At 59.0% G+C, this 22,684-nt stretch carries 28 protein-coding genes; 8 read left to right on the top strand and 20 right to left on the bottom strand.

Annotation, left to right across the window (positions count from 1 at the left end; genetic code table 11):
- Positions 1-89: 89 nt before the first annotated feature.
- On the top strand, positions 90-1,025 hold the full coding sequence (locus DXY37_RS10185) for a YihY/virulence factor BrkB family protein (protein WP_115126593.1): 936 nt from the start codon (positions 90-92) through the stop codon (positions 1,023-1,025).
- Between the two features lie 49 nt (positions 1,026-1,074).
- Complete coding sequence (locus tag DXY37_RS10190; protein ID WP_115126594.1) at positions 1,075-1,425, top strand: hypothetical protein; 351 nt, start codon at positions 1,075-1,077, stop codon at positions 1,423-1,425.
- Positions 1,426-1,445: 20 nt separating this feature from the next.
- Here the strand turns inward: DXY37_RS10190 and DXY37_RS10195 are convergent, their stop codons facing one another.
- The 9 genes from DXY37_RS10195 to DXY37_RS10235 form a co-directional block, all read right to left on the bottom strand.
- Positions 1,446-1,817 carry a DUF2834 domain-containing protein gene (locus DXY37_RS10195; RefSeq protein WP_115126672.1) on the bottom strand — a complete coding sequence of 124 codons (372 nt, stop codon included), beginning with the start codon at positions 1,815-1,817 and terminating at the stop codon, positions 1,446-1,448.
- Positions 1,810-2,091: an exodeoxyribonuclease VII small subunit gene (gene xseB / locus DXY37_RS10200; RefSeq protein WP_115126595.1), complete on the bottom strand. Its 282-nt coding sequence runs from the start codon at positions 2,089-2,091 to the stop codon at positions 1,810-1,812. The genes DXY37_RS10195 and xseB overlap by 8 nt, the downstream gene beginning before the upstream one ends.
- Before the next feature lie 44 nt (positions 2,092-2,135).
- Positions 2,136-3,293, bottom strand: a complete 1,158-nt coding sequence (gene xseA, locus DXY37_RS10205; RefSeq protein ID WP_115126596.1) for an exodeoxyribonuclease VII large subunit — start codon at positions 3,291-3,293, stop codon at positions 2,136-2,138.
- On the bottom strand, positions 3,283-3,459 hold the full coding sequence (locus DXY37_RS10210) for a hypothetical protein (RefSeq protein WP_369818458.1): 177 nt from the start codon (positions 3,457-3,459) through the stop codon (positions 3,283-3,285). The genes xseA and DXY37_RS10210 overlap by 11 nt, the downstream gene beginning before the upstream one ends.
- 114 nt (positions 3,460-3,573) lie before the next feature.
- A complete protein-coding gene (locus tag DXY37_RS10215) occupies positions 3,574-3,717 on the bottom strand; it encodes a chlorophyll a/b-binding protein (protein WP_066911871.1) in 144 nt (47 codons plus the stop codon).
- Between the two features lie 69 nt (positions 3,718-3,786).
- On the bottom strand, positions 3,787-6,324 hold the full coding sequence (gene hrpB, locus DXY37_RS10220) for an ATP-dependent helicase HrpB (RefSeq protein WP_115126597.1): 2,538 nt from the start codon (positions 6,322-6,324) through the stop codon (positions 3,787-3,789).
- A gap of 15 nt (positions 6,325-6,339) precedes the next feature.
- Positions 6,340-6,594, bottom strand: coding sequence for a hypothetical protein (locus DXY37_RS10225; RefSeq protein WP_115126598.1), 255 nt, complete (start codon positions 6,592-6,594; stop codon positions 6,340-6,342).
- The gene (locus DXY37_RS10230) at positions 6,572-6,955 is read right to left on the bottom strand and encodes a hypothetical protein (protein ID WP_066911878.1); all 384 of its coding nucleotides are present in this window, start codon (positions 6,953-6,955) and stop codon (positions 6,572-6,574) included. Before DXY37_RS10230 ends, DXY37_RS10225 begins: the two co-directional genes overlap by 23 nt.
- 56 nt (positions 6,956-7,011) lie before the next feature.
- On the bottom strand, positions 7,012-7,275 hold the full coding sequence (locus DXY37_RS10235; protein ID WP_067096781.1) for a DUF2973 domain-containing protein: 264 nt from the start codon (positions 7,273-7,275) through the stop codon (positions 7,012-7,014).
- Positions 7,276-7,467: 192 nt separating this feature from the next.
- On the opposite strand from DXY37_RS10235, the gene DXY37_RS10240 reads away from it, so the two are divergent.
- Positions 7,468-8,649 carry a trypsin-like peptidase domain-containing protein gene (locus DXY37_RS10240; protein WP_115126673.1) on the top strand — a complete coding sequence of 394 codons (1,182 nt, stop codon included), beginning with the start codon at positions 7,468-7,470 and terminating at the stop codon, positions 8,647-8,649.
- 6 nt (positions 8,650-8,655) lie between these two features.
- On the opposite strand, the gene DXY37_RS10245 is transcribed toward DXY37_RS10240, so the two are convergent.
- Positions 8,656-8,847: a hypothetical protein gene (locus DXY37_RS10245; RefSeq protein WP_115126599.1), complete on the bottom strand. Its 192-nt coding sequence runs from the start codon at positions 8,845-8,847 to the stop codon at positions 8,656-8,658.
- A gap of 115 nt (positions 8,848-8,962) precedes the next feature.
- Positions 8,963-10,687 carry an ABC-F family ATP-binding cassette domain-containing protein gene (locus DXY37_RS10250; RefSeq protein WP_115126600.1) on the bottom strand — a complete coding sequence of 575 codons (1,725 nt, stop codon included), beginning with the start codon at positions 10,685-10,687 and terminating at the stop codon, positions 8,963-8,965.
- A 77-nt stretch (positions 10,688-10,764) separates the two neighbouring features.
- Here DXY37_RS10250 and DXY37_RS13375 point away from each other — a divergent pair, with 77 nt between their 5' ends.
- Entirely contained in the window at positions 10,765-10,935 is a 171-nt protein-coding gene (locus DXY37_RS13375; protein WP_170951851.1) for a hypothetical protein, read from the top strand.
- Here DXY37_RS13375 and DXY37_RS10255 read toward each other — a convergent pair.
- A complete protein-coding gene (locus tag DXY37_RS10255; protein WP_115126601.1) occupies positions 10,913-11,140 on the bottom strand; it encodes a hypothetical protein in 228 nt (75 codons plus the stop codon). The two genes, DXY37_RS13375 and DXY37_RS10255, sit on opposite strands and share 23 nt — an antisense overlap.
- Before the next feature lie 63 nt (positions 11,141-11,203).
- Positions 11,204-11,518 (bottom strand): hypothetical protein, encoded by a 315-nt coding sequence (locus tag DXY37_RS10260; RefSeq protein ID WP_067096697.1) that lies wholly within the window; start codon positions 11,516-11,518, stop codon positions 11,204-11,206.
- A gap of 140 nt (positions 11,519-11,658) precedes the next feature.
- Between DXY37_RS10260 and DXY37_RS10265 the strand changes: the two genes are divergently transcribed.
- The gene (locus DXY37_RS10265) at positions 11,659-11,952 is read left to right on the top strand and encodes a hypothetical protein (protein ID WP_115126602.1); all 294 of its coding nucleotides are present in this window, start codon (positions 11,659-11,661) and stop codon (positions 11,950-11,952) included.
- Between the two features lie 6 nt (positions 11,953-11,958).
- Here DXY37_RS10265 and DXY37_RS10270 read toward each other — a convergent pair whose 3' ends face one another.
- From DXY37_RS10270 to DXY37_RS10295, 6 genes are read right to left on the bottom strand one after another with little or no spacing between them, the layout of a single operon-like run.
- Positions 11,959-13,113 (bottom strand): anhydro-N-acetylmuramic acid kinase, encoded by a 1,155-nt coding sequence (locus DXY37_RS10270; protein ID WP_115126603.1) that lies wholly within the window; start codon positions 13,111-13,113, stop codon positions 11,959-11,961.
- Between the two features lie 8 nt (positions 13,114-13,121).
- The gene (locus DXY37_RS10275; RefSeq protein ID WP_067096688.1) at positions 13,122-13,826 is read right to left on the bottom strand and encodes a TrkA family potassium uptake protein; all 705 of its coding nucleotides are present in this window, start codon (positions 13,824-13,826) and stop codon (positions 13,122-13,124) included.
- 24 nt (positions 13,827-13,850) lie between these two features.
- The gene (locus DXY37_RS10280) at positions 13,851-15,254 is read right to left on the bottom strand and encodes a TrkH family potassium uptake protein (protein ID WP_115126604.1); all 1,404 of its coding nucleotides are present in this window, start codon (positions 15,252-15,254) and stop codon (positions 13,851-13,853) included.
- A gap of 4 nt (positions 15,255-15,258) precedes the next feature.
- Positions 15,259-17,103: an SLC13 family permease gene (locus DXY37_RS10285; protein ID WP_115126605.1), complete on the bottom strand. Its 1,845-nt coding sequence runs from the start codon at positions 17,101-17,103 to the stop codon at positions 15,259-15,261.
- Positions 17,096-18,808: a GTPase HflX gene (hflX, locus tag DXY37_RS10290; protein WP_115126606.1), complete on the bottom strand. Its 1,713-nt coding sequence runs from the start codon at positions 18,806-18,808 to the stop codon at positions 17,096-17,098. Before hflX ends, DXY37_RS10285 begins: the two co-directional genes overlap by 8 nt.
- On the bottom strand, positions 18,805-19,977 hold the full coding sequence (locus DXY37_RS10295) for an NAD(P)/FAD-dependent oxidoreductase (RefSeq protein ID WP_115126607.1): 1,173 nt from the start codon (positions 19,975-19,977) through the stop codon (positions 18,805-18,807). The genes hflX and DXY37_RS10295 overlap by 4 nt, the downstream gene beginning before the upstream one ends.
- A 69-nt stretch (positions 19,978-20,046) precedes the next feature.
- On the opposite strand from DXY37_RS10295, the gene DXY37_RS10300 reads away from it, so the two are divergent.
- Entirely contained in the window at positions 20,047-20,820 is a 774-nt protein-coding gene (locus DXY37_RS10300; RefSeq protein ID WP_115126608.1) for a phosphoadenylyl-sulfate reductase, read from the top strand.
- A 2-nt stretch (positions 20,821-20,822) separates the two neighbouring features.
- Positions 20,823-21,551 carry a type III pantothenate kinase gene (locus DXY37_RS10305; RefSeq protein ID WP_115126609.1) on the top strand — a complete coding sequence of 243 codons (729 nt, stop codon included), beginning with the start codon at positions 20,823-20,825 and terminating at the stop codon, positions 21,549-21,551.
- On the opposite strand, the gene bcp is transcribed toward DXY37_RS10305, so the two are convergent.
- A complete protein-coding gene (gene bcp, locus DXY37_RS10310; protein ID WP_115126610.1) occupies positions 21,499-21,966 on the bottom strand; it encodes a thioredoxin-dependent thiol peroxidase in 468 nt (155 codons plus the stop codon). The two genes, DXY37_RS10305 and bcp, sit on opposite strands and share 53 nt — an antisense overlap.
- On the opposite strand from bcp, the gene DXY37_RS10315 reads away from it, so the two are divergent.
- Positions 21,965-22,633: a 4'-phosphopantetheinyl transferase superfamily protein gene (locus DXY37_RS10315; protein ID WP_244277080.1), complete on the top strand. Its 669-nt coding sequence runs from the start codon at positions 21,965-21,967 to the stop codon at positions 22,631-22,633. The genes bcp and DXY37_RS10315 overlap by 2 nt on opposite strands.
- Positions 22,634-22,684: the final 51 nt, after the last annotated feature.

Genomic DNA, 22,684 nt, shown 5'->3' on the forward strand with positions numbered 1-22,684 from the left:
CGCATGTGATGCGAAGAAAGCCACCCTTGAGGGGTGGCTTTTTTTGTGCCCTGGCACGCTAGTTTGGACCGATGACTTCGACAGAATTCATGGCGAAGATGCTGTCGATTCGTCAAATTTGCCGCTCTCTTTGGAGGGCTTGCCTGCGTTGGGCGTCTTTTGATTGTGTTGATCTCAGTGCCGCTTTTGCTTACTACACACTTCAGTCAATCTTCCCGATTCTGTTGATTTCATTGTCTTTGGCGTCCTGGCTTCTGGGACGGCAGCCGAACCTTGATGATCAAATTCTGATCTATGTTAGCGGTTTACTACCGCCTCCTGCGGTTGAGATTATTCGCCAAACTCTTCAGCAACTTGTTTCCCAGGGATTTGGTGCTGGCCTCCTTGGTGCAGCTGTTTTGTTGGTCACTGCTGGCAATGTTTATTTGACATTGCAGCGTGGAGCTGACCGTTTATGGCGTGATGTGTTGCAGCCATTGCCTGATGCATTGCCGCTTGGAGCTCAGGCTTATCGCTTTGTGCGGGTGAGAATCGAAGCCTTTTTCGTTGTAATTTTGATAGGCCTTCTCATCGTTGTTGATCAAATCAGCGTCAATCTGCGAATGGTACCGGCGGCTTTTGTTGATGAACTGGCTCGTTCCTTGCCCTGGCTAACTGATATTTTTCCTGATTTGCCTGTGCTTCAGTTTGGTCGATTGTTGATTCCTTTTCTGGGTTTCTCAGGCATGGCTTTGTTGTTGCAGTTTTTGCTTCCAAGTCGAAAAGTTCCTTTTGTGCCGTTGATTCCTGGCTCTTTGCTGATCGGGTTTTTGCTGACAATCCTCAATCTTGCTGTCAGTCGAAGTGTTTTGTCACTGGGGTCTCGATTTCAAGCTTATGGCTTTATCGGCGGAGTCCTTGTGTTGACATTGTGGGTCTGGATGGTTGGTGTTGTGATTTATTTCGGACAGTGCTGGAGTGTGGAGCTGGCCAATATGCGTATGAAGAAGGGCGGTGATCCGTTCTTTCCAGTCGTTCCAGATTGACCTGAATCAGAGATCATAGAGATCCTTCATTCAACGGGGTTTGGTTGATATGGGTCGACTGCCTCCTCTGATCTGGCTCCTGGCCCTCTTGTTGTTGCTGCCGACGCCTCTCGGTAGAGCATTGATCGATGTGATTGGCGGAGTGGCCTTGGTTCTGCTGACACTCCCTGTGATCCTCGGGGGTGTGGGTTGGATTGGGTGGAAGGTGTTGCAAAGCCGAATGCAGGTTTGTTCCAACTGCGGTTCAGCATCGTTGCAGGCAACCCCAGTTTGTGCTGTTTGTGGGTCTTCTTTTTCAACAGCCGATGCCTCCAGTGTTGCCAACTCGAAGGTTGAAGTTGATTCAACCCCTGCCAGTTCTGTCACGATTGATGTGACTGCGGAAGATGTAGAAAACTGAGGCGGACCTGGTTGCGTTGGTCACTCAGGCATTGGATCGATCGGTTGATTCCCTTTTTCAAGCTCCACAAGACGGCGTTCACGCAAATGCAGAAAGAAGGGTCCACCGCAGGCAAACGACACTGTGATGCAGAGCAGCAAGGAGACCCACCAGCGTTTGACCTGCAAACGGCGCCCTTCAATGGAGATCCAGATGGTGAATGCCGTGGCGCCAATGATCAGATCGCGGCTGAGTGATCGTGACGCTGCAGTCAGATTGGCATCCCTGATGAAGCCACTGAGATCGAAGCCTGAGCCCGTTCCCGTCTGCATAAATTCCAGATTGGCTTGCCAGGGCAAGACGGCACCCACCACGGCCAGAAACAGATAGCTCCAGATCAGAACACTACGCATCATTCCGCTGCTCAAAGGTCTCAGTGGTCAATGTTTCTTGATTGAGTTGAAGAATATTCTGTTCTGTTTGGCTGAGGAGTTGTTCACATCGATTCAGATAAATCTCTGCTCGTTGATAACTGCTCTGAAGTTCGGATATCGGTAGAGCTTCATCCTGAAGCCTTGCTAGGAGCAGGTCGAGAGCCTGAAGCGCCTCCTCATAGTTCAGTGCTTCAGCTTCCTTGCGCCAAGTCGCCTGTGGATCATTGTTGATCGTTTGGGATTTTTTCGGCATGGAGAGAAGTGGGCGTTGGCATCATTCAGAGGGTTTCGTCTGGGTCAGGGGGATCCAATGTTGGCCTGAACGGATTGGACAGTCACTCCGATCTGACCATCTCGAAGCTGAATAACCAGATCGTCATTGGGCTTGGCCTCACTCACCGACTCCAGCACTGTGCCGTTGAGCTGCATCACCTTGGCAAAACCTCGCCTCAACCAGCGATCGGGCGAGAGGGCCTTCAGCATTTGCTGGCGTTGATCCAACTGCAGTCGGCTGCGCTGCAGCACAGTTTGTGGCTGCACACTTTGCAGCAGTTGATGCTTCTGCCGCAGCCGCTCTCGTTCTCGCTTGAATCGCCATCGTTGTTGTTGAACCAACTGCAAACGTTGCTGCCGGACTGTTTGCAAGGCTGAGTCTCGACTCGGGAAGAGGCTGACTATCGCCGCGGTGGGGGTGGCAGCTCGGTGATCCGCCACCAGATCGGCCACGGTGAGGTCGTCCTCGTGTCCCAGGCCTGTCACGACCGGACAGCAGAAAGAGGCAATGGCACGACAGACCTGTTCGTCATCGAACACTATTAGATCCTCTCGGCTTCCTCCTCCTCTGGCCAGAACCAGAGCATCCAGCTTCAACTGAGGCTGCACCTGGTTGAGTTGCTCCAGTGCTGCGCAGATTTGTGGAGCGACGGAGCCCTGAACTGGGATTGGAACAATCAGCAGCTCGGCCAGTGGCCATCGCTCTCTTGCTGTTCTCAGCATGTCCGCCAAGGCTGAGCTGGGCACGCTCGTTAACAGCGCAATTCGAGTTGGGACTAACGGCAGATGTCTTCGTGCTGCTGGATCAATCAACCCTTCTGATGCCAGCAGCGCTTTGACAGCTTCAAAGCGTCGCTCCACGGTGGAGAGACTCGGGCGGATGTCGATGGCCTGTACGGCGAGACTGGCTCGTGCCGCCCAGAAATTCAGCTTTCCCACCACCGTGATGCCGTCTCCGTCCGCCGGCACGTAATCGAGTTGGTTTAACCGTGAGGCCCAGCAGACCACCGTGATGGTGGCCTCCCCATCGGTGAGGTTCATCCAGAGATGTCCCTTTTTGACCTGGGGTCGTGATGCACTGCCCTGGACCAGAAAGCGGGGGGCGAAACCACGCTCGAGCAGTGAGCCGACAGTGCTGTTGAGCTCCTTGACGGAGTAGCTGGGGATAGCGTTAGCGGTCAAGGCGGCGATAGGCGAAACCCCAGTAGATGCAAATAGCACCAGCGATCACACTGAGGATGCGGCCCCATTGCTGGTCCAGCTGGGTCAGCCCGATCGACAGAAGCACCAGTGCACTGCTCAGCAACCTGGCACCATCGCGGCGATTGCCGGCGAAGAAACGGGGCAAGGGCAGAGAACAACTTTGCATACTCTCTCGCAGTGACGGCAGACATTGAAAAACCCCACCGGCAAGCCGATGGGGTTTTGGAGTGCTTATCGATCTCAGTGCGTGATCTCGCAATCAGCCGAGGCCGATCTGGGACAGGATGCCCTGGCCGGTGAGCAGCTCGGTACCCAGGCCGATGACGAAGCCCATCATGGCCAGGCGGCCATTCCAGGTTTCAGCAAAGTTGACGAAGCCGAAGCGGGATGCGTTGTCAGACATGGGTCGTAATCCGTGACTTCAACCAATGTAACAAACAATGGAGTTTTGTTGCCTGTCGTGAATGCGACATTACGACCACTTCTTTGACTTGCTAGTAGGAGCAGCTGTCATCGGTGATTCCGGCCACGGGTGTTTCGGGTACCGGCCGCGCATCTCACGACGCACGTCGTCGTAGCTGCCGGCCCAGAAGCCCGCAAGGTCCTTGGTGCGCTGCAAGGGACGGCCAGCTGGGGACAGCAGTTCAAGGGTCACAGGCAATGCTCCGTTCAAAAGGATCGGTCCCTGGCTGCTGCCGAACATTTCTTGCAGCTTCACCGACAGCACGGCGTCGTCATCTCCGTAAGTCACTCTGGCGTCTCTGCCGCTCGGAATCCTCAGCCGCTCGGGAAGCAAGGTGTCCAGTTCCCGTCGCTGTGCCCAGCTGAGATCACTCCACAACGCTTCGATCAGGTCGTCGCTGTTCAGTTCTTGCCAGCTCCTGCAGCTCAGGCTGGCCTCATTGATCCAACGCTCAGGTGCTCTCTGGAGTTCTTGGAGTGTGCGATTGGGCCATGGCCCTCCCAGGTGGATGTGGGCAATCTGAAGGCGCCGACGCAGCTGTTCGCAGCGTTCAGTCCAAGGGAGAGGGTGGAGGCCATGGTCGCGAAGGTGCTGCAGCAACGCATGGCTCACCAGATCGGCCGAGGGGCGGGGCAGCTGCTGGCGCTGCAATTCGATCGCACCAAGGTTCAGCACTCGCTCAGCGCGGAGTCCCTGCTGTTTGTCGTTCCACACGACCTGTTCGTGCCACCCCACCTGTTCAGAGGCGATGTCTTCGAGATAAAGACGGCTGATGGGCACTGCCAGGCGAATGCGTGCATCTCGCTCCTTGAGATCAAGTCGGGCGATGGCCAGGGCCTCGGCGCTGCATAAGGGGTCTGATGTTGGTAGTAGAGCGCCACGACCCTGTCGCAGCAGGAATGCTCCTAGTCGTTCTGGTCGAGCCAGGGCAAGCCACTCGGGGAATGCCGTGGCGATCAGCCGGGCGACAGCGAGGTCCTCTGGGTCGTTCAAGGCCAACGGCGTCTCTGGTGGCTTGATCCGACGCAGTTGTCTTTGCCACTGCCGGCTCTGCTGGCGCATGCTGCCGAGGCTGTCGTGAAGATTGGAGCGCGCTGTGTCTCTCAGCCGCTGCAGACGATGGCCGATGTCACACCCATGATCCCGGCTTCCGGGGAGATCCTTTTCACTCAGTAGCGCAGCCAGATCGCAGGCCAGTGCTTCAAGTCCCCAACGCCTCGCTTGGATCAACATCAGCCCCAGCCTTGGGTGCATGCCGAACGCTGCCACTTGTTGGCCAATGGCTGTGATCCGCCCCTGATCCGTCAGCAGTTTCAGCTGCTTTAGCTGTTGCTGCCCTTCCTGGAATAGTGGTTTTGGTGGTGGCTCCAGCCAGTCGAGCTCTTCTCCCAGACCAGCACCCCACTGAGCCAGGTCAAGAACGGTGGGTTGTGGATCGGCCCGTTGCAGTTCCGGAGGGTCTTGGGCTGGTCGGCGTTGCTCGTCAGCCGCTGACCAAAGGCGCACGCAGCGTCCGGGTCCCTGACGACCGGCTCGTCCCCGCCTCTGATCCGCGCTGGCAACGCTGGCTGGTACGGTCACCAACCCCTCCATGCCGGTGCCTGGATCAAAACGTGTGTGGCGATTCAAGCCCGCATCCACCACGAGACGTATGCCATCCAGGGTGAGAGAGCTTTCCGCGATGGATGTCGACAGCACAATGCGTCCCTGCCAGCGCTGGTCGCAGGATCTGAGGATTTCGGTCTGAAGTTTGAGGGAGAGCTGGCCGTGCAGTGTCAGCACCTGCCACTTCTGCAGATGCTGCACTCCCACGAGCTTCTGCCGGCACCGTTCGATCTCACGCACACCGGGGAGAAAGACGAGCACCCCAGGGGGAGTGTCTCCCGTGTGACGACCCTGTTCGAGCTCGATCAATTCCTCTTCGAGCACCCTCAGCACATGCGTTTCAAGCTGCTCTTTGTTGCGAGGCGGGCAATGGCGTGTCTCCACCGGGAACGCTTGTCCCTGACTGGTGAGCGTGTCAGCAGCATCGAACTGAGCACTCAGCGCCTCGACCTCGAGGGTCGCTGACATCAGCAGAAGCTTGAGATCCGGCCTCAGCAGGCGTCTGGCTTCTCGCAGCAGTGCAAGGGCCACGTCACTGTCGCGGCGGCGCTCGTGGAATTCATCGAAGATCACAACTCCCACCCCAGGTAGGTCAGGCTGTGACTGAAGACGCCGCAGGAACAGCCCGTCAGTGATGGCTTCGATGGTCGTGGCGTCTGAGCGTTGCTGTTCGTTGCGGACTGAGTACCCCACGCGTTTGCCCACTGGTTCGCCGATGGACTCAGCCAGTCGTGTTGCTGCCGCTTTCGCCGCCAGTCGTCGCGGCTCAATCAGCAGGATGCTTCCCTCAGCTCGCGGAGCATCGACCAGTTCCCCCATCAATGCCAGAGGAACTCGGGTGGTCTTGCCTGCTCCAGGTGGTGCCTGAAGGATCAGCATTCCTGAGCTGTGGAGTCGAGCGCAGAGCTCAGGCAGAAGACCATCAATGGGAAAGGAACCCAAGGGCGACGATCGGCGTCAGCTGACGAAGTTGATTATCCCCAGCAGCAAAATGCTGGTCAATGCGCCCATTGCAGTTAGTAAGCGGATGAGCGGTGCGCTGCGATGTTTCAGCGTGGCCATGAAGAAATCCTTAAAGGCCTGACCAGAGTTTTTTACCCCGATGTTGACCGGCTTGGCTGTATCTGTTGGCACGGCGTTACACGTCACGAGCTGCCGAAGGGAGACCGTGCCAGCAGCCTGAGGGCGGTCAGCGCACGTGGCGAGCCCCATCAACCGGGTGGTAATCCTCTCCGGTGAGTTCCTCGTAGACGATCGCAGGCAGTCCTGTCTCGAACATCGTCTGCAGGGCTTCTTTTAAGTAGGGGTTCCAGCCACCGGTGCTGACCTGGCCATGCCTGACAGTCCAGTCCCAGGTGCCCTGAAGATCCCTGGGGATTCGCCCTTCGCGGTCGCGTCGAGCGACAAGATCGAGTGATTCCACCAGCCCCACCTGGATTGGATCCTTGCCGTAGGCGGGCGTCAGGCTGAGTTCCAACCGCACAGGATCTTCCTTGAGAAGGCGCAGTCGAAAGCGGGGAGGGAGTTTCACGGATTTGATCACCGCGGCAACGATCCGTGTTCTTTGATCCAACAGGAGGTTCCCCCTACGAGTCCGAGTCGAGCTGCCGCGCAGCTTTCTTACCTAACCTATTCATTGGGGCGCACACCAGGTTCGCCAGCCTCATCTTCACCACTGAATCGAACGGTAAGTAGGTCCTCCTCGGTCAATCGGCCATCACCATCGAGAAGTTCCGGGTGAATGGTCACTTTGCCCGTTCGGTCTGAAGGGGTTTCAGTCGTTCCTGGAGAACGCACAGCTGCGCTGAATCCGCGTCCCATCACCCGGAAGGCTTGCCACAGCAAGGCCAGGAAGACCAATCCGTAAATCAGGGGAAAAAGACTGCTGATCATGGGATGACGGCGGTTGTCGAGCTGGGACACACCCTCTCTTGCCCCCCATCATCGCTATTGCTCGCCCAGTTGTGCTCGTTCATGGCGCACTGTTTGGTTGCATCTGGTCATGGAATCAAGGGAGAGCCCCCCTATCCGCAGTGGATTGCCCTCATTAAGGTCAGTTTCTCGTCATTCCTCATTGCCCTCTCCATGGCTGTGGCACCCACCATTTCTGTCAAGAAGCCGGCTTCGGTGACGCGTGTCCGCCGCAGGGTCCTGCCTTTGATGATGGGGCTGTCGTTGGCGGCTCCGGTTGGGCTGGTCTTACCGCAGCGGAGTGCTCTGGCCGCGCCTCAGGTTCCAGCTTCAGCGGGTCTGGCAGCTCAATCCTTTGTGGCAGCGGCCGTTGCGAAAAGCGGTCCTGCAGTGGTCACGCTGGAAACGCAGCGAACGGTGCGAACAGCCCGTGGGTCTGGGTTACCAAATGGACTGTTAATGGATCCCTTCTTTCAACGATTCTTCGGCTTGCAGGGCTCGGCGGCCCCCAGAGCCCGAGTCGAACGTGGTCAGGGCAGTGGTGTGATCTTCGATGGGCAGGGACTGGTGCTGACCAACGCCCATGTCGTTGAGAACACGGATCGGGTGATGGTGGGATTGCCTGATGGCAGACGCGTGTCCGGCCAGGTGTTGGGTCAGGACTCGGTGACCGATCTCGCGGTCGTGAAGCTCCAGGGAGGAGGTCTCTGGCCAACCGCTCCGCTTGGCGATTCGGATCGGTTGCGCGTTGGCGACTGGGCCATAGCTGTCGGCAATCCTTTCGGGCTTGAGAACACCGTGACCCTGGGAATCGTGAGCAACCTCAACAGGAACGTGTCCCAGCTTGGAATCCAGGGCAAACGTCTGGATCTGATTCAGACCGATGCGGCGATCAACCCTGGGAACTCCGGTGGCCCTTTGCTCAATTCCGCGGGTGAGGTCGTGGGGATCAACACATTGGTGCGCTCGGGTCCTGGCGCCGGCCTTGGATTCGCGATCCCGATCAACAGGGCCAAAACGATCGCCTTGCAGCTGGTGAACCAGGGACGAGCCAGTCACCCCATGGTGGGGATCGGTTTGTCGACGATTCCAGCGTCAATGCCTGGCGGGACCGTGCCACCCGGCGCAGTGGTCCGCTCGGTGATGCCTGGTGGACCAGGAGCTCTGGCCGGCCTTCAGGTCAACGATGTCATCGTGTCAGTGGACGGACAGGCCGTGCGTAATCCAGCTGAAGTGGTGACAGCCATTGATCGCAGCGGGGTTGGTCAGCCACTGATCCTCAGCGTGCAGCGACGGGGAAGGCAACTGCCAGTAACGGTGAGGCCCGTTGAGATGCGTGCTCTGAAGATGCCCTGATCTGGGTCAGGCGTCATCTGCATCCTTCAGTTGCTCGACGCAGCGTGTGATGCATTCACCATCGTCTAGGGAGCATGTGGTGATGCACTCGAAATAGGTTTCCACGGCATCCCATGTCTGCTCATGGTCGCCTGCTGGATTGGGGCTGCTCAGGTTGACGTCTTGGATACCGGCGGACTGCAGTTCAGCGTTTCTCATCGAGTGCCGGGATCGGTGATGTCAGCCTATGCACACGTTCAGGGCGGGTAAAGCGAAATAAGTCTTCCTGCCTAACAGTTCGTGAAGTTTCGTCTTGCGTGCCGTTGGATTGGACTTACGCCGCACTTTTACGTTTCGCGTCTCGCTCTTTCTGCTTCTCGCGTTTGGCCTTTCTCTTTGCGTCCTGTTGCGCCTGCCTGAGGGCGGCTTCGGCGGCCTCTTTCTCTTCGGCTTTCTTTTCAACGTAATAGGAGTAATCCCCTCGATAAAGCACGAGTTCGCCATCCCGCAGCTCAACGATGCGATTGGCCACACGGGAGATGAAATACCGATCGTGAGACACGAGCAATGCCGCTCCCTCGTAGGCGCAGAGAGCGTCTTCCAGCATCTGCTTGGCTGGGATGTCGAGATGGTTGGTGGGCTCGTCCAACACCAGGAGATTGCAAGGTGTCAGCAGCATCAGGGCCAGTGCAAGCCGTGCCTTCTCGCCACCGCTGAGCTTGCCGACCTCTTTAAAGACGGTGTCGTTGCTGAAGCAGAAGCTGCCCAGCAGCGAGCGCACCTGGGTCTGCGTCCAGTCCGGTACCGCTTCAAACATGGTGTCGATCACGGTTTTGCTCAGGTCCAGAGCCTCTGCCTGGTTTTGTTCGAAATAACGCGCGATCACGTTGTGTTCGCCTAGGCGGGCAGATCCCTCATCCGGTGACTCCATCCCCATGATCAGTCGCAGAAGCGTGGATTTGCCCGCTCCGTTCGGCCCGACAAAAGCAATGCGATCCCCTCGCTCCACCTCGAGTTCCGCTCCGAGAAAGAGGATTTGGTCGCCGTAGCTGTGGGTGAGGTTCTCCATCAGAGCGACTTGGGCGCCGGACCGGGGTGCATCCGGGAACCGAAAACTTGGTCCGCCAACACTTTCGATTGGAGCGTCCACCAGCTCCACCTTGTCGAGCTGTTTTTCCCTGCTCTTGGCCTGGGTGCTTCGCGTGGCACTAGCCCTGAATCGATCGATGTAGGCCTGCTGGGTGGCGATCTCCTTCTGTTGACGGTCGAAGGCCGCCTGAGTCGCCTCCTTTTCCAGCTGCTTCTGTTCCAGATGCGCGGTGTAATTGCCGAGATAACTTTTGGAGATTCCCCTTTCGGTGGCGACGATCTGGTTGCAGACGCGATCGAGAAAGGTTCGATCGTGACTGATGACCACCAGGGCTGCTGTTTGTTCTTGCAGGTAGCCCTCAAGCCACTGGATTGTTTCCACATCCAGGTGGTTGGTTGGCTCATCGAGCAGCAGTAGATCCGGTTCCTGAAGAAGAATCTTGCCGAGGGCGATGCGCATCTGCCAGCCACCCGAATAGTCCCCGACCTGACACTCCGCACTTTCTGGCGTGAAGCCGATTGTGGGCAGCAGCTTGTCGATGCGGGCATCCAGTTCGTAGCCATGCAGGGCTTCGAATCGGTTTTGCAGTTGTCCCAGCTCGTGGATCAACTCATCGAGGTGGTCGGGATCTTCAGCTGCTTGGTCAGAGCCCATTGCCTCCTCGACTTCGCGCTGGCGGTTCAGCACCGTGGCGGCTTCCCCAAACGCCTGAAAGAGTTCCTGCCGCACTGAGCGATTGGGGTCGACATCAAATTCCTGCTGCAGGAATGCGATGCGTGGTTCCCCCTGGCGAACGACCGAGCCGCTGGTCGGCTCTTCATGGCCCGCGATCAACCGCATCTGAGTCGATTTGCCTGCGCCGTTGACACCCACAAGGCCAATGCGATCGCCTGGTTTGATCTCCCAGGTGACGTCCCGAAGCACTTCCCCTGTGGGATAGATCTTGCTGACGTGCTCGAGTCGCAGCACCGGCGAAGACGCAGAGAAACTCAATCATCTCGCGTCGAGGTGTGGGCAGACTGTGCTCATAGAGAGAAGCTGCGTTGATGCGAAGGCTGGAGCAGGTCGCCGCCCTGGTAGTGGCCGCAGGGCTGGCTCTGGTGAGTTACTGGTTGTTCTTCAGCTGGGCCGGGGGAGGTGGCAGCAGGGATCGTCTGCCTGTTCCGGCTTCACCCAGCCAGTCCAGCCAACTGATCAGAGACCGCCTCTCGCTTTGACCAGCCACTGTTTGCTGAGTTCGTCATCCAGGCTGTTGATGAACGCCTTGACCTCGTCATGGGTCACTGAAAGGTTCATCTGTTCTCCCACCTGACAGATGGTCTGAACGGCTCCTTCAGGATTCTGAAGAGCCTGCCTGAACAAAGCGCGTGTCAGATCCCGGTCCTGTTCGATTTTTGCGTAGAGCTCTGCAGCGTTGCTCATGGCGCACCACCATCTCCATCAACCCTATCCATGCCCGCCCTGAGCGCCCATGGCCCTTCTCTGTTAGGCAGCTTGGTCGAGATCGGCTTCCTTGAGGCCCGCTGCGGAGGCATCCTCCATGCTGCGCGCATCCATGCAGAGAACCTTGCGGAGCTGCGCATAGTTGGCCGCCTGGGACACCCTTCCTTCCTGGACAGCTCCGTATTCAGCTCGCTGCAGCACATGGTGCAGGTGTGTGAGCAGATAGGAACTAATCACAGCTGAGACCAGTACATCGCTGTTTTCAGCGGCACGGCGGGATCGACGCGAGCCGCCAGCCCTTCGGTTGCGAGGTGCTGGCTGGCGGGTGCTGGGGGCCTGGCTGGTTGTGCGTGGCATGGCAGTCCTGGCGGAATCGTTGAAGTGCAGTCCTGGGGTGATGAGCCGCGTGGAAGGGGTGAATCGATGACCGCATCATAGTGCTGGATACTACCCTTGCGCATCTCAGTACACTTTTAGGTATCTCTGTCTCACGGTTCGTGGCGACCCGCCAAACCTCATCCAGCGGGAAGCCGAAATCGCCCCGGATTCAGGTGGTTCTGCCCGAAGATCTCTGTCTTCGCCTTACAGCTCTTGCTGAGCAGGAGTCCCGAACCGTCAGCAACATGGCCAAAGTGTTGATTCAGCAGGGGGTTCAGAGGCTGGAGCAGGCGGGTTCCTCAGTGGTGCCAGCTCCGACATCCACGGAGCGATTGCGTTCCGCTCTCGAGGCGCAGCAGCCTCGTCGACTCCGTGGCGCTCCCAGGCGGTTGCGGTTGCACCGACCCGACTGAGAGGGTTCAGGCCGGTTCGGCGCGGACCCCCAGAACACAGCTGCGTTGAGATCCAGTGATCGATGGCGCATTGCCTGGATGATTGCGGTGATGCCACCAGGCCAGCAGCGCGAACACCATGGCTTCGCGCGTCTCGCATGGCAGTCCCAGCTCGTCGCTTGGGCGCACTCTGAGGCCATGGCAACGCGCTTGCAATTCCCGCATCAGAGTTCTGTTGCGGCGACCTCCACCGGCCACCACCATCTCTACTGGCAGGGGAAGATCGAGATCGCTCAGATGCTGTAGATCCTGAGCTACCACTGCAGCTGTCAACGCTGTGAGTGTCGCCATCTGGTCTTCGGGGCAGGCCGGTTGGAGCTCGCTGAGCCTCCGTTCCAGATCCTTGCGACCGAACAGCTCCCGACCGGTCGACTTCGGTGCTCTCTTCAGGAAATAGGGCTCACGGAGCCAGCTCGTCAGCGGTTCATCCATCACCTGCCCCAGCGCAGCCATGGCTCCGTTCTTGTCACAGCGCTCTTTCCCATCGCTAAAGACGGTCATCGCTAGGTCAATCAGGCTGTTGGCGGGGCCGCAGTCCCAGCCGAGCACAGGTTTTTTCCGGTCTGGACCGCGTGATGGGGGAATCAGGGTGATGTTGGCGATGCCGCCGAGATTCAGCAGTGCCCGCCAGCCTTCGATCCTGCCGATCAGAGCCGCATCGGCCATGGGTACCAGGGGTGCACCCTGCCCTCCCAGAGCCAAGTCAGCGGCTCGGAAGTCGTACACCACAGGTCGCTGCAGTATTTGTGCGAGCAGCGGACCCTGAAGCATCTGCCAGCTGCTCCCACGCCGGCTCTGGCCTCTTGTGTCGCAGTCAGGTGGGCGGTGCCAGATGGTTTGACCATGGCAGCCGACGAGGCTGGCTGAACGATCGGGATCGCATGCTTCAGCAGCCTTTGCCTGATGATCAGTTATCGCTTCAGCCAGTTCTAGAAAGGCCGCTGCAGGCGTTGCTTCACCCTGGGCCACGGCCAGCATGCGCTTGCGTAGATCTGAGGGATAAGAGCAGAAAGCACTGTGGATCAGGCTCCAGCGTGGGCGGCTTGTTAGTCCACTGAACTCAGCAAGAACGGCATCCACTCCATCGGCGCTGGTGCCGCTCATTAGCCCAAGAACGCGCATGATTCCGCTCAGGTGCGGGGGAGGTTCTGGAGGTCATCCGTCAAACCCATCACCACCAGAACGTGGCCTTCCATCAGAACGTGTGTTGCGGGTGGATTCACCATCAGGTCGGCAGCCGGGCCGGCTGCCAGCACATTGACGCGGTAGTTCTTACGCAGGTTGAGATCGCGCAGTGAGAGTCCAACAAAGCGCTCCGGCACTTTGATCTCCTCGATCGAGTTGAGCTCGTCGAGCTCCAACCGCTCCATCAGATTGGGACGAACTAGTTCAAGACCCAGGCGCTCTCCTTGCATCCGAGAAGGAAACACCACGCGGTCGGCACCAACGCGTTTCAGCATTTTTTCGTGTAGATCGCTGGTGGCCCTCGCAATCACCCGGCGCACTCGAGTGCCCTCGCTGTCTTTGGCGATCAGGGTGGCTGTGATGCTGGCTTCGATCGGTTCGCTGATCGCCACGACCACGGTGTCCATGTCGAGGATGCCGGCTTCCCTGAGCGATTCCTCGTCGGTGCAGTCGAGGACCCTTGCTTCGATCGACGGCTCAAGTTGCCGGAGTTCCTCGATCGCCTTCGGGGAACGATCCACAGCAAGCACGTCTGCTCCGCTCTGCATCAACTGGCGGCAAACAGCACTGCCGAAGCGTCCGACGCCCACGATGCCAAAGCTGCGGGGGTCGCTGTCTTCAGCAGGCGACCAGTGCCACCAATCCCTCATCGCATTAGCCCCAACGAGTCGCGTTCAGACATAGAGATCCTCTCGGGGATAACCAATCCGATTCTGGCGCTGCAGCTGGTTTCGGTCGAAGCTCTCCCAGATGGCACTCAGCAGCAGCAGGATCCCCAGTCGGCCCACAAACATTCCCACCACCAGGATCAGCTGACCAAAGCGCCCGAGCTGTTCAGTGACGCCCAGGTCCATCCCCACGGTGGCAAAGGCTGAGATGCAAGTGAACAGAAGTTCCAGGAAGGTGAGTGGCTCTTCGCCATTCTGATTGGTGGTGAGGGCAAGAAGTAGTGCCATCACCAGCACAAACATCAGCGATGCCATCACGATGCTGACGGCCCTCAGCACCACCTTGTCGGGAATCTGACGATGCCGGATGACGACATCATCCTGACCGCGAAGTGTGGATCGCGTAGCGGCCATCAGTGCTGCCACCGTGGTGGTCTTGATGCCTCCACCAGTGCCTCCAGGGCTGGCTCCGATGAACATCAGGGCCATCAGCAGCAAGAGTCCGGAGTCGGAAACACTGTGTTCGGAGAGTGGAACAGTGGTGAAGCCCGCTGTTCGAGCACTCACGGATTCGAAGAGGGCGCTCATCAGCCGCTCAGGCCAGCCCATCGTGGTGAGGATGTGCCCTTTTGAGAGGGATTCAGTCAGCAGTAACCCGAAGGTCCCGATCAGGATCAGCAGAATCGAGGTTCTTAGCACCAGTCGTGTGTGAAGACTGAGATTGCGGCGTTTAAGTCGTTGACGGTTGCTCCAGAGATCGCTGGTCACACGCCAGCCGAGTCCACCCAGAACGATGAGCAGCATGATGACGGCATTCACAACCCGATTTGTTCGGTAGCTCTCGAGGCTGTCGTTCCAGAGGCCGAACCCCGCGTTGTTGTAGGCCGAGATGCTGTGAAACACCGATGCCCACAGCCTTTCTCCACCCGCAGGAAGGTCTGAAAAACCGTAGGTGTAGAGCACAACGGCGCCCACCATGATCAGCACCGCTGCAGTGAGGGCAATGCTTCTGAACGTGCCGCCGACGCCACCCACGCCGAATTGATCGAGGGTCTGGCCACGATCCAGGCGACGTCGTAGGGAAGCTCCCCGCACCACAAATCCCTGCAGGAAGGTGGTGATCGCCATCAGTCCGAGGCCTCCCACCAGGATCATGACCGCCAGAACGCCTTGGCCGACGACGGTCAGATCCTTGCCGACGTCGATCACGGTGAGACCTGTCACGGTGACCGCGGAGGTTGCTGTAAATAAGGCTTCCCAGAGTCCGACACTCGTGCTGGAGCAGAGCGGGCTGGACAGCAGCAGTGTCCCGAGGGTGATCACCAGCAATCCCGTCACCACAGTGAACTGGGGCACGGTGAGGCGCCGGTACCAAGCCTGAGTGCGATGAATGGCCCGAGGCAGTGCCATGCGCTTAGCCTCCTCCCGCCTGGGCAAGGATCAGTCCTGGAACCAGGAAGGTCATCAGCAACGTGAGACCGGCTCCGTAGCGAGCCACATCGAAAAAGCGGTAACGCCCTGGTCCGAAAACCATCAGGTTGGTCTGGTATCCCATCGGAGTGAGAAACGACTGACTGGCTCCAAACAGCACAGTGAGCAACAGAGCCTGGGGGGTAAGACTCAGAGAGGGTGCGAGCTGCGTGGCCACAGGTACCAGCAGTGCAACCGAGGCGGCGTTGCTCATCACGCTGGTAATCAGATTGGTGGCCAGAAAAATCACCAGTAACGCCCAGTAAGCCGGCCAGTTCAGGAGCAGCCTCTCCATGTCGGATGCCATGGCATTGGCCAAGCCACTGGTCTGCAGAGCCACACTGAAGCTGGAAAGAGATCCGAGCAGAAGAATCACATCCAGTCTGATCGAGCGCTGAACCTCTCCTGTTCTTAGGCATCCCATCAGCACCAGCAGCACAACTGCCATCAGCACTGCCGCAACCAGGGGCACGGCGGTGACTGTGGGCACCAGCAGCATCAGAGCCGTAATGGTCACGGCCTGGGGCTTGCGACGGATGGTGGGTAAATCGTTTTCAAGCTGGTCGAGCACCAGCAGATCGTTGCTGGCCTGTAGCCCTCGGATCGCATCCAGAGGGGCTTGCAGCAGCAGCACATCGCCCTCACGCAGAACGGCCTGGCCAAGTCGCTCCTGAACCGTTTGCTGGCCTCGCCGGAGTGCAAGCACCGTTGCGTTATGGCGTTGTCGAAAGCGCAGCTCCCGCAGACTTGCACCAGCCAAAGTGGACCCAGCTGGCAGAAGAACCTCCACGGTTTTCTGACCGTTTGCGCCTTCGCTGGACAGGGCTGGCTCCGCTTTGACTAAGTCGAGATGATCAGCGGAAGGACGATTGGCGGAGGCCAGCTGAATCGTGTGGTCCTGTTGCAGGCGAAGCAGATCTGCGCGTGTGACCCTCAGCAATAGGCGGTCTTCCGCCTCGATGCAGCGGTCGGCAAGGGGTGGAAGGATTCGCTCGCCACCTCTCTGCAGCTCGAGAACGTCGACATCGAAGCGACGTTGCAGCCTGCTGTGCCTCAGGGTCTGTCCGACAAGCGAGGATGAACCTGGGATGGTGACTTCGGTGAAGTATCCAGTCAGCGACTGGTTAGTGCTGAGCTGATTATCGGGCACATTTCGGTCTGGCAGCAGGGCGCGAGGGGCAAGCAGCATGTAGCTCGCACCGGCGAGCCACACCGGCACGCCGATGGCGCTGAAGCTGAAGAGATCCAGGGACCCATAGCCCAGTTGTTGGCTGACGTCACTGGCCAGCAGATTCACGGAGCTGCCCAGCAGGGTCAGGGTGCCGCCCAGCAGTGTGGCGAATGACAGAGGTAGAAGAACCCTGGATGGTGCGATCCCTCGCTTTTGGCACCAGCTCTCCAGCACCGGAAGCAGGCTGGCCACAATCGGGGTGTTTGGCACCACGCCAGAGATCGGTGCCACCACCAGGGTCAGCAGACCCACCATGCGCCTGGGAGTACGGATGCGTTCGGAGGCAATCAGTTCTCTCAGGCGATCAAGGGCGCCGCTGCGGAACAGGGCTGCTGAAACGGCGAACAGTCCCATCAGCGTGATCAATGCTGGGCTGCCGAAGCCGCTCAGGGCCTGTAGAGGGGTCAGCACTCCGCCAATCATCAGCAGCGAGACACTGAGCAGCCCCACCAGCTCTGGTGCCATGGCTCCGCTGATGAAGAGGGCCACCGCGATCAACAGCACAGCAAGTGTGATCAGAGCGTCTCCGTTCTGCAGAGCGGCACTGAGCTCAACCATTGGGGGGTGCGCCTGTTGGCTCCGTGACAGGTGGGCTGACTGTTTCTGGTGTGGACTCCCAGAACGTCTGTTCAAGCCATGTTCGCAGACCCTTCAGGCCTGTCCCCTGCGTGGCGGAGAGGTAGAGGGCTTCGGGCTCCAGTTCACGGATCCGCTGCAAAGCTCCTGCATCACATCGGTCGATCTGGTTGGCCAGCACCTGTCTGGGCTGCTTACAGCCAAGACTGTCGAGGATGGAGTGCACAGCTTTGAGTTGTCCCTGCCAATCGGGATCTCCGAGATCCACCACCAGCAGGAGCTGGTCTGCATTGCGGGTTTCCTCCAGCGTGGCCATGAAGGCTTGCATCAACGGGGCCGGCAGTTCACGGATAAATCCCACCGTGTCGGTGATCAACAGCTCGCGGGGTCCTGCTCCAGCCCTCGGCAAGCAGAGCCGACGTGTCGTGGGATCGAGGGTCGCGAACAAAATATTTTCGGCTTGGACCGGGCCTCCTTGAGCGCGATCACACAGCGCATTGAGCAGCGATGACTTGCCGGCATTCGTATACCCAACGAGAGCTACACCGGGAATGTCCTGACGTCGCTCTCTGAGCCGGGCTCGGTGTGCTCCCAGTTGGCGTAATTCCCGGCCTAGGTGTTCGATGCGTCGGCTGATGGCACGCTTGTCTTTTTCAAGCTGGGTTTCTCCAGGTCCGCGGGTGCCAATGCCACCCCCCTGCCGAGACAGGCTCAATCCGCGTCCGGCAAGTCTTGGCAGTCTGTAGCGGAGTTGGGCCAGTTCCACTTGCAGGCGACCTGCAGCACTGGAGGCCCGCTGGGCAAAAATGTCGAGGATCAGCTCGCTGCGATCCATGACGGGACTATCCAGTAACCGTTCCAGGTTCCTGGCTTGAACAGGGGTGAGCTCTCTGTCGGTGATCACGAGCGTGGCGCCGTGCTTGCGGATGTCCAGAGCAGCCTCTTGCAGTTTGCCTGTGCCCCAGAGGGTCTGAGGATTGATCTGTCCCTGACGCTGGCGGCAGACGGCAACTGTTCTTGCACCGGCACTGCGGGCCAACCCTTCCAGTTCGGCCAGCTCACGCTCGTTCCGTGCTGGGTCCGTGCCGGTGAGCGTGAGCAGCAGCACCTGGTCCACCGTTGCCGTGTGCTCCTGCGCTGACTGAAAGGGTTCGCCATGCGGGTCTCCTTGCCCCGCAGGGGTGTCGCAGTGGCAGAGCATCGTTAGATCGCCCGTTTCGCCACAACTCCAGCCGCTCTCTGCTTGGGGATTTGGAACCCAGAGGGCACCGGAACGGATGCCACTGGGAGAGATCACTGCCTGATAACGCAGCCACGACTGCGGCTGAACATCCAGGGCGATCACCGCATCGCGACCATCAGGGACCAGCTCCGGAGAACGCCGTTCATGCAGCGTGCTGATCAGGCGCCATTGCCTGGGGCGGCGCCTGGAGCCGCCCTGAAGATGTCGGTCCAGTCGATCGGATTCTCCGAGAGGGCCAACCCAAAGCAGTCGGCAGACGCCACGGTCGTCGATCAGCAGATGCAGTGTTTCCTCGAGCTTCACAGCCAGTTCGGCAAGCCGCTCCAGCGTGAAAACGTCGGCGCCGGACTCATCGGGGTGGCGACGATGGCTGAGACGATCCAGCTGTTTGAGCTGTGATGGACGCAGCCCCCTGGTTCGTCCTGCCAGGTGAGCCTGTTTCAAGGACTGACCAGCCAGGCTCCGGCTGCGCGAAGCCCCAGCGACAGACCTGGTAACCGGGTCAGATAGGTAAGTCGGCGTAGCTTGAAGGCCAGAGGACCGGCAAGGGTGAGGCCTAGGCCGGTGATCGAGGCATCGCCAATGCCGAGGCTGAGCATTTCGCCAAGATCGTTGAACACAAAAGTGTTTTCATCACGGTCCCGCAGCTTTGCCTTCAGCTCCTGAGCTGCAAATTGACCTTGCTGGATGGCTGCCTGAGCCGAATGAGGCCAGCTGGAAAGCTCATCCGCATCAGGATTCACAGCAATATCTCCGAGAGCCAGAACCTCCGGATAACCCTGCAGGCGGAGCGATTCAGTCACTGGCAGTCGCCCCTGATGGAGCTCCAACTTGGGAGAGATGTCAGGAATGCTGGGACGGCTGCCTGCGGTCCAGATCAGTCCGTCATGATTCTGCTGGGACGAGCCCTGTGCTCCGCTCAGCATCACCGAAGTCGCTGTCACAGACTCCACTTTGGTGTTGAGGTGAACCGTGACACCACGCTTCTTCAAGGCTTTCTCGGCCTGCTCCCTGTTAAAGGCTTTCGATCTTGGCAGGATCTGATCACCGAGCTCAACGAGTTGCACTGTGGCGGCACCGTTGAGCATGTCCACGAGCTTGCAAGCCAGTTCAACCCCCGTGGCACCCGCACCAGCAATCACCAGGGAGCTCGTGCCTGATGGGCGCCGACGCAGCTCCTGCACTCGCTCCTGCAAAGGTTGTATATCGGAGAGAGTATGGAAATTCAGGGCGTTATCGCGGACTCCTTGGATTCCAAAGTCTTCGGGTTGTGCACCTGTTGCGATCACAAGCTGGCTGTAATGCAGGGCGTGCCCCGATGCTGTGGTGACGGACCGGGCATCGAGGTCGATGGAGCTGGCACGGTCTTGTAGGTGACTAATCCCATGTCCCTGCAGCAATGATGCGTAGTCAGGCGCAACCTCCCATCCCTTCAGCTCTCCGCTCATTAATTCGTAGAGGAGGGGAACGAAGACGAAGCGGTCACGAGGTTCGATCAGCACGACCGCTGGTCTTGGATGCAGGCGACTGAAGGCAAGCGCCGTTGACAATCCGGCAAATCCACCACCGATCACCACGATCGGTTGAATTTGCCCGCTGGCAGGGGGAGTCAAGGCATTCTCTGGTGCGTGTTGAAACCATAGGCAGACCTGTGGTCACCTCGGCATTGGAGGATGGAGTGCATGAGCCAGGGCACCACAGACATGATCAGCACCGCTGGTGGTGTGGATTCCGGCACGGCGGCTGCCGGTCTCGAAACCCTGCGCGCGGAGCTGGAGCCGCTGGAGCCTCAGCAGCGTCTGCAGTGGGCACTCAATCGATTCGGGTCTGGCTTCGCGATGACCACCAGCTTTGGGATCCAGTCGTCTGTCTTGCTGCACATGCTCAGCCGCCTCTCCGGAGGAGAGACCGTGCCTGTGATCTGGGTGGACACGGGATATCTGCCCGCAGAGACCTATCGCTATGCCAGCACTCTCTGCGAGCGACTGGGCACTCGGCTCGTTGTGGCGCAGTCTTCGATCTCTCCTGCCCGCATGGAAGCAGTACACGGCAGGCTCTGGGAGACCGGACGCGAGCAGGACCTCGATCTGTATCTGCGTCTCCGCAAAGTGGAGCCGCTGGAGGAAGCACTGAGTGGACGTGAGGTGAGCTGCTGGGCCAGTGGTGTGCGACGCGGCCAGACAGAGCTGCGCAAGACCATGACCGTGCTCGATCCGATTCGTGAGCGTCTGTCTCTACGCCCCTTGTTGCGTTGGACCAATCGGGATGTCTTCTATTACATGCAGGAGCATGACCTGCCTCAGCATCCGCTCTTCGATCAGGGGTATTCCACCGTTGGCGACTGGCACTCCAGTGCTCCAGACGGCCTTGAGTCCGAGGGCCGCGGCACTCGCTTCGGTGGACAGCGTCAGGAGTGCGGAATCCACGTGCCCGGAGTGATGGGCGATGGCATCTGATCATGGCCTCTGAGCAGCGCTGTCTGCTGATCGGCAACAGTCGCTGGCACTGGGCCGAGCAATCCAGGAGCGGTGTCTGGAGCTACAGCCATTCCCAGCCGCAACTGTCGCTGTTGGAGGGATCTCCACCACTTGGCTCGTGGGCGGCAGTGGGACCTGTACCTGCCCATTCTGTGCTCAGGCCGGACTGGCGTCTCTGCCTGGATGCGATTCCGCTTCGCAATGTCCCGGACTGGCTTGGCATCGATAGGGCGCTGGCGGGATGGGGCGCCTGGACCCAGTCAGCAGAGGCTGGCCCATTGATGGTTGTTGATGCCGGCACTGTGCTCAGCCTCACGCGCGTGAATGCAGACGGTGCCTTCAATGGCGGCTGGCTTGCGGCCGGATTGAGGCTGCAGTTGCAGGCCATGGCAGCAGGCACTCAGGCGCTGACAGATCCTCACTACCAGAGGCAGGATCCCTGCGATGGCCTGTCATTCCCCAGGGATTCGTGTGAGGCGATGCGCCGGGGAGTGATCGAAAGTCTTGTCGGCTTGATTCTCCGCGCCCAGGACCTCGATCCTTCTCCGCTTTGGCTCTGCGGCGGTGATGCTCCGCTGCTGGTGCAAGCTCTGCAGACCCAGGGGCTTGAGCTGAATCATGCCCCTGAACTGGTGATGCAGTCGCTGGTGACGCTGGTCAGCCCAGCCCCAGATCGCTCAGCACTTGATCAGCCATTGAATCGGCTTTGACCTTTCTGTAGATCAACTCAATCTTGCCTTCAGCATCCACCACGAAGGTATGACGCATCATTCCCATGAATTCACGGCCCATGAATTTTTTCAGGCCGTAGCTTTCGTAGCTGCTGGCCACTGCGCATGGTTCTTCGTCGGTGAGCAGGGTGAAGGGGAGTTCTTGCTTGCCAATGAAGCGTGTGTGCGATGCAGCGTTGTCTTTGCTGATGCCCAGCACCTTGATGCCATTGGCCTTGAGATCGCTCCAGCGGTCGCGGAAGTTGCAAGCTTCTTTGGTGCAGCCTGGCGTCGCATCCTTGGGATAGAAATAGATCACTACTCGCTGTCCTTTCAGGGATGAAAGCGTGAGGGGATCGCCGTTCTCATCTGGAAGTGTGAAGTCAGGGGCGGGATCGCCGATCTGCAGAGTCATGGATAACCGGACTGTCGGCGGCAGCGTAACTGCGTTGTGGATGCAGCAGATCGGTCTTGATGCTTCGGCTGGCGACCTTGTTGTGAGCAGCCAGGAGCGTGCTTGTGCCGCAGGGCTGACGGCGTCTCGGGCAAAGCAGTTCCTGGCCTCACGCGGCTGGATGCGCAGTTGTCTGTCTTCCCTGCATGGTGTTGACCCTTTGGAGGTGCCGCTGACCGCACCACCGGGTGCTCCACCTCGGCTTCCGGATGGGTGGGGCTATGTCAGTCTCAGCCACTGTGCTGATGCCTGTCTGCTGGGTTGGTCTCAACAGCCCATCGGAGTAGACCTTGAGCGTGCCGATCGAAAGATCCATGCGGCGGCGGCTTTAGTGCGCCGTTTTTTCACCGAGTTCGAGCAGGGTGAGCTGATGGAGCTGGAAGGCGACCAGCTGCGACAGCAGGTATTGGACCGATGGCTGCTGAAGGAGGCTGCGATCAAGTGGCAACAAGGTTCTTTGGCGCAGGATCTTGGTTTTTGGGAGGTGGCCTCCAACCTTCGGACTGCTGTGCATCACGGTTTGAATCTCAAGGTTGCTGCCCAGTTGTGGTCACAGGGGGAATGGCGACTTGGGGTTGCCGTTTCTGAGAAGGAATTTCTGCAGGACTGTCTGCTCTGCGCAGCGTGAACAATCTTCAGCTCAATCGACATGAATGTTGCTTGGGATGGATTCCACTGA

It is taken from the genome of Synechococcus sp. GEYO (assembly GCF_900473955.1).
In the GTDB taxonomy this organism is placed as follows: domain Bacteria; phylum Cyanobacteriota; class Cyanobacteriia; order PCC-6307; family Cyanobiaceae; genus Synechococcus_C.

Excerpts from the sequence above, each read along its gene's own strand:
- DXY37_RS10235 (WP_067096781.1), bottom strand. The coding sequence starts at position 7,275 with ATGATCAGCAGTCTTTTTCCCCTGATTTACGGATTGGTCTTCCTGGCC.
- DXY37_RS13375 (WP_170951851.1), top strand. The coding sequence starts at position 10,765 with ATGCGAAGGCTGGAGCAGGTCGCCGCCCTGGTAGTGGCCGCAGGGCTG.
- DXY37_RS10185 (WP_115126593.1), top strand. The coding sequence starts at position 90 with ATGGCGAAGATGCTGTCGATTCGTCAAATTTGCCGCTCTCTTTGGAGG.
- DXY37_RS10280 (WP_115126604.1), bottom strand. The coding sequence starts at position 15,254 with ATGGCACTGCCTCGGGCCATTCATCGCACTCAGGCTTGGTACCGGCGC.
- DXY37_RS10240 (WP_115126673.1), top strand. The coding sequence starts at position 7,468 with ATGGCTGTGGCACCCACCATTTCTGTCAAGAAGCCGGCTTCGGTGACG.
- DXY37_RS10285 (WP_115126605.1), bottom strand. The coding sequence starts at position 17,103 with ATGGTTGAGCTCAGTGCCGCTCTGCAGAACGGAGACGCTCTGATCACA.
- DXY37_RS10225 (WP_115126598.1), bottom strand. The coding sequence starts at position 6,594 with ATGGGGCTCGCCACGTGCGCTGACCGCCCTCAGGCTGCTGGCACGGTC.
- DXY37_RS10305 (WP_115126609.1), top strand. The coding sequence starts at position 20,823 with ATGGCCTCTGAGCAGCGCTGTCTGCTGATCGGCAACAGTCGCTGGCAC.
- DXY37_RS10215 (WP_066911871.1), bottom strand. The coding sequence starts at position 3,717 with ATGTCTGACAACGCATCCCGCTTCGGCTTCGTCAACTTTGCTGAAACC.
- DXY37_RS10275 (WP_067096688.1), bottom strand. The coding sequence starts at position 13,826 with ATGAGGGATTGGTGGCACTGGTCGCCTGCTGAAGACAGCGACCCCCGC.
- DXY37_RS10195 (WP_115126672.1), bottom strand. The coding sequence starts at position 1,817 with ATGCGTAGTGTTCTGATCTGGAGCTATCTGTTTCTGGCCGTGGTGGGT.
- DXY37_RS10260 (WP_067096697.1), bottom strand. The coding sequence starts at position 11,518 with ATGCCACGCACAACCAGCCAGGCCCCCAGCACCCGCCAGCCAGCACCT.
- DXY37_RS10255 (WP_115126601.1), bottom strand. The coding sequence starts at position 11,140 with ATGAGCAACGCTGCAGAGCTCTACGCAAAAATCGAACAGGACCGGGAT.
- DXY37_RS10190 (WP_115126594.1), top strand. The coding sequence starts at position 1,075 with ATGGGTCGACTGCCTCCTCTGATCTGGCTCCTGGCCCTCTTGTTGTTG.
- DXY37_RS10270 (WP_115126603.1), bottom strand. The coding sequence starts at position 13,113 with ATGCGCGTTCTTGGGCTAATGAGCGGCACCAGCGCCGATGGAGTGGAT.
- bcp (WP_115126610.1), bottom strand. The coding sequence starts at position 21,966 with ATGACTCTGCAGATCGGCGATCCCGCCCCTGACTTCACACTTCCAGAT.
- DXY37_RS10300 (WP_115126608.1), top strand. The coding sequence starts at position 20,047 with ATGAGCCAGGGCACCACAGACATGATCAGCACCGCTGGTGGTGTGGAT.
- xseB (WP_115126595.1), bottom strand. The coding sequence starts at position 2,091 with ATGCCGAAAAAATCCCAAACGATCAACAATGATCCACAGGCGACTTGG.
- DXY37_RS10315 (WP_244277080.1), top strand. The coding sequence starts at position 21,965 with ATGGATAACCGGACTGTCGGCGGCAGCGTAACTGCGTTGTGGATGCAG.
- DXY37_RS10245 (WP_115126599.1), bottom strand. The coding sequence starts at position 8,847 with ATGAGAAACGCTGAACTGCAGTCCGCCGGTATCCAAGACGTCAACCTG.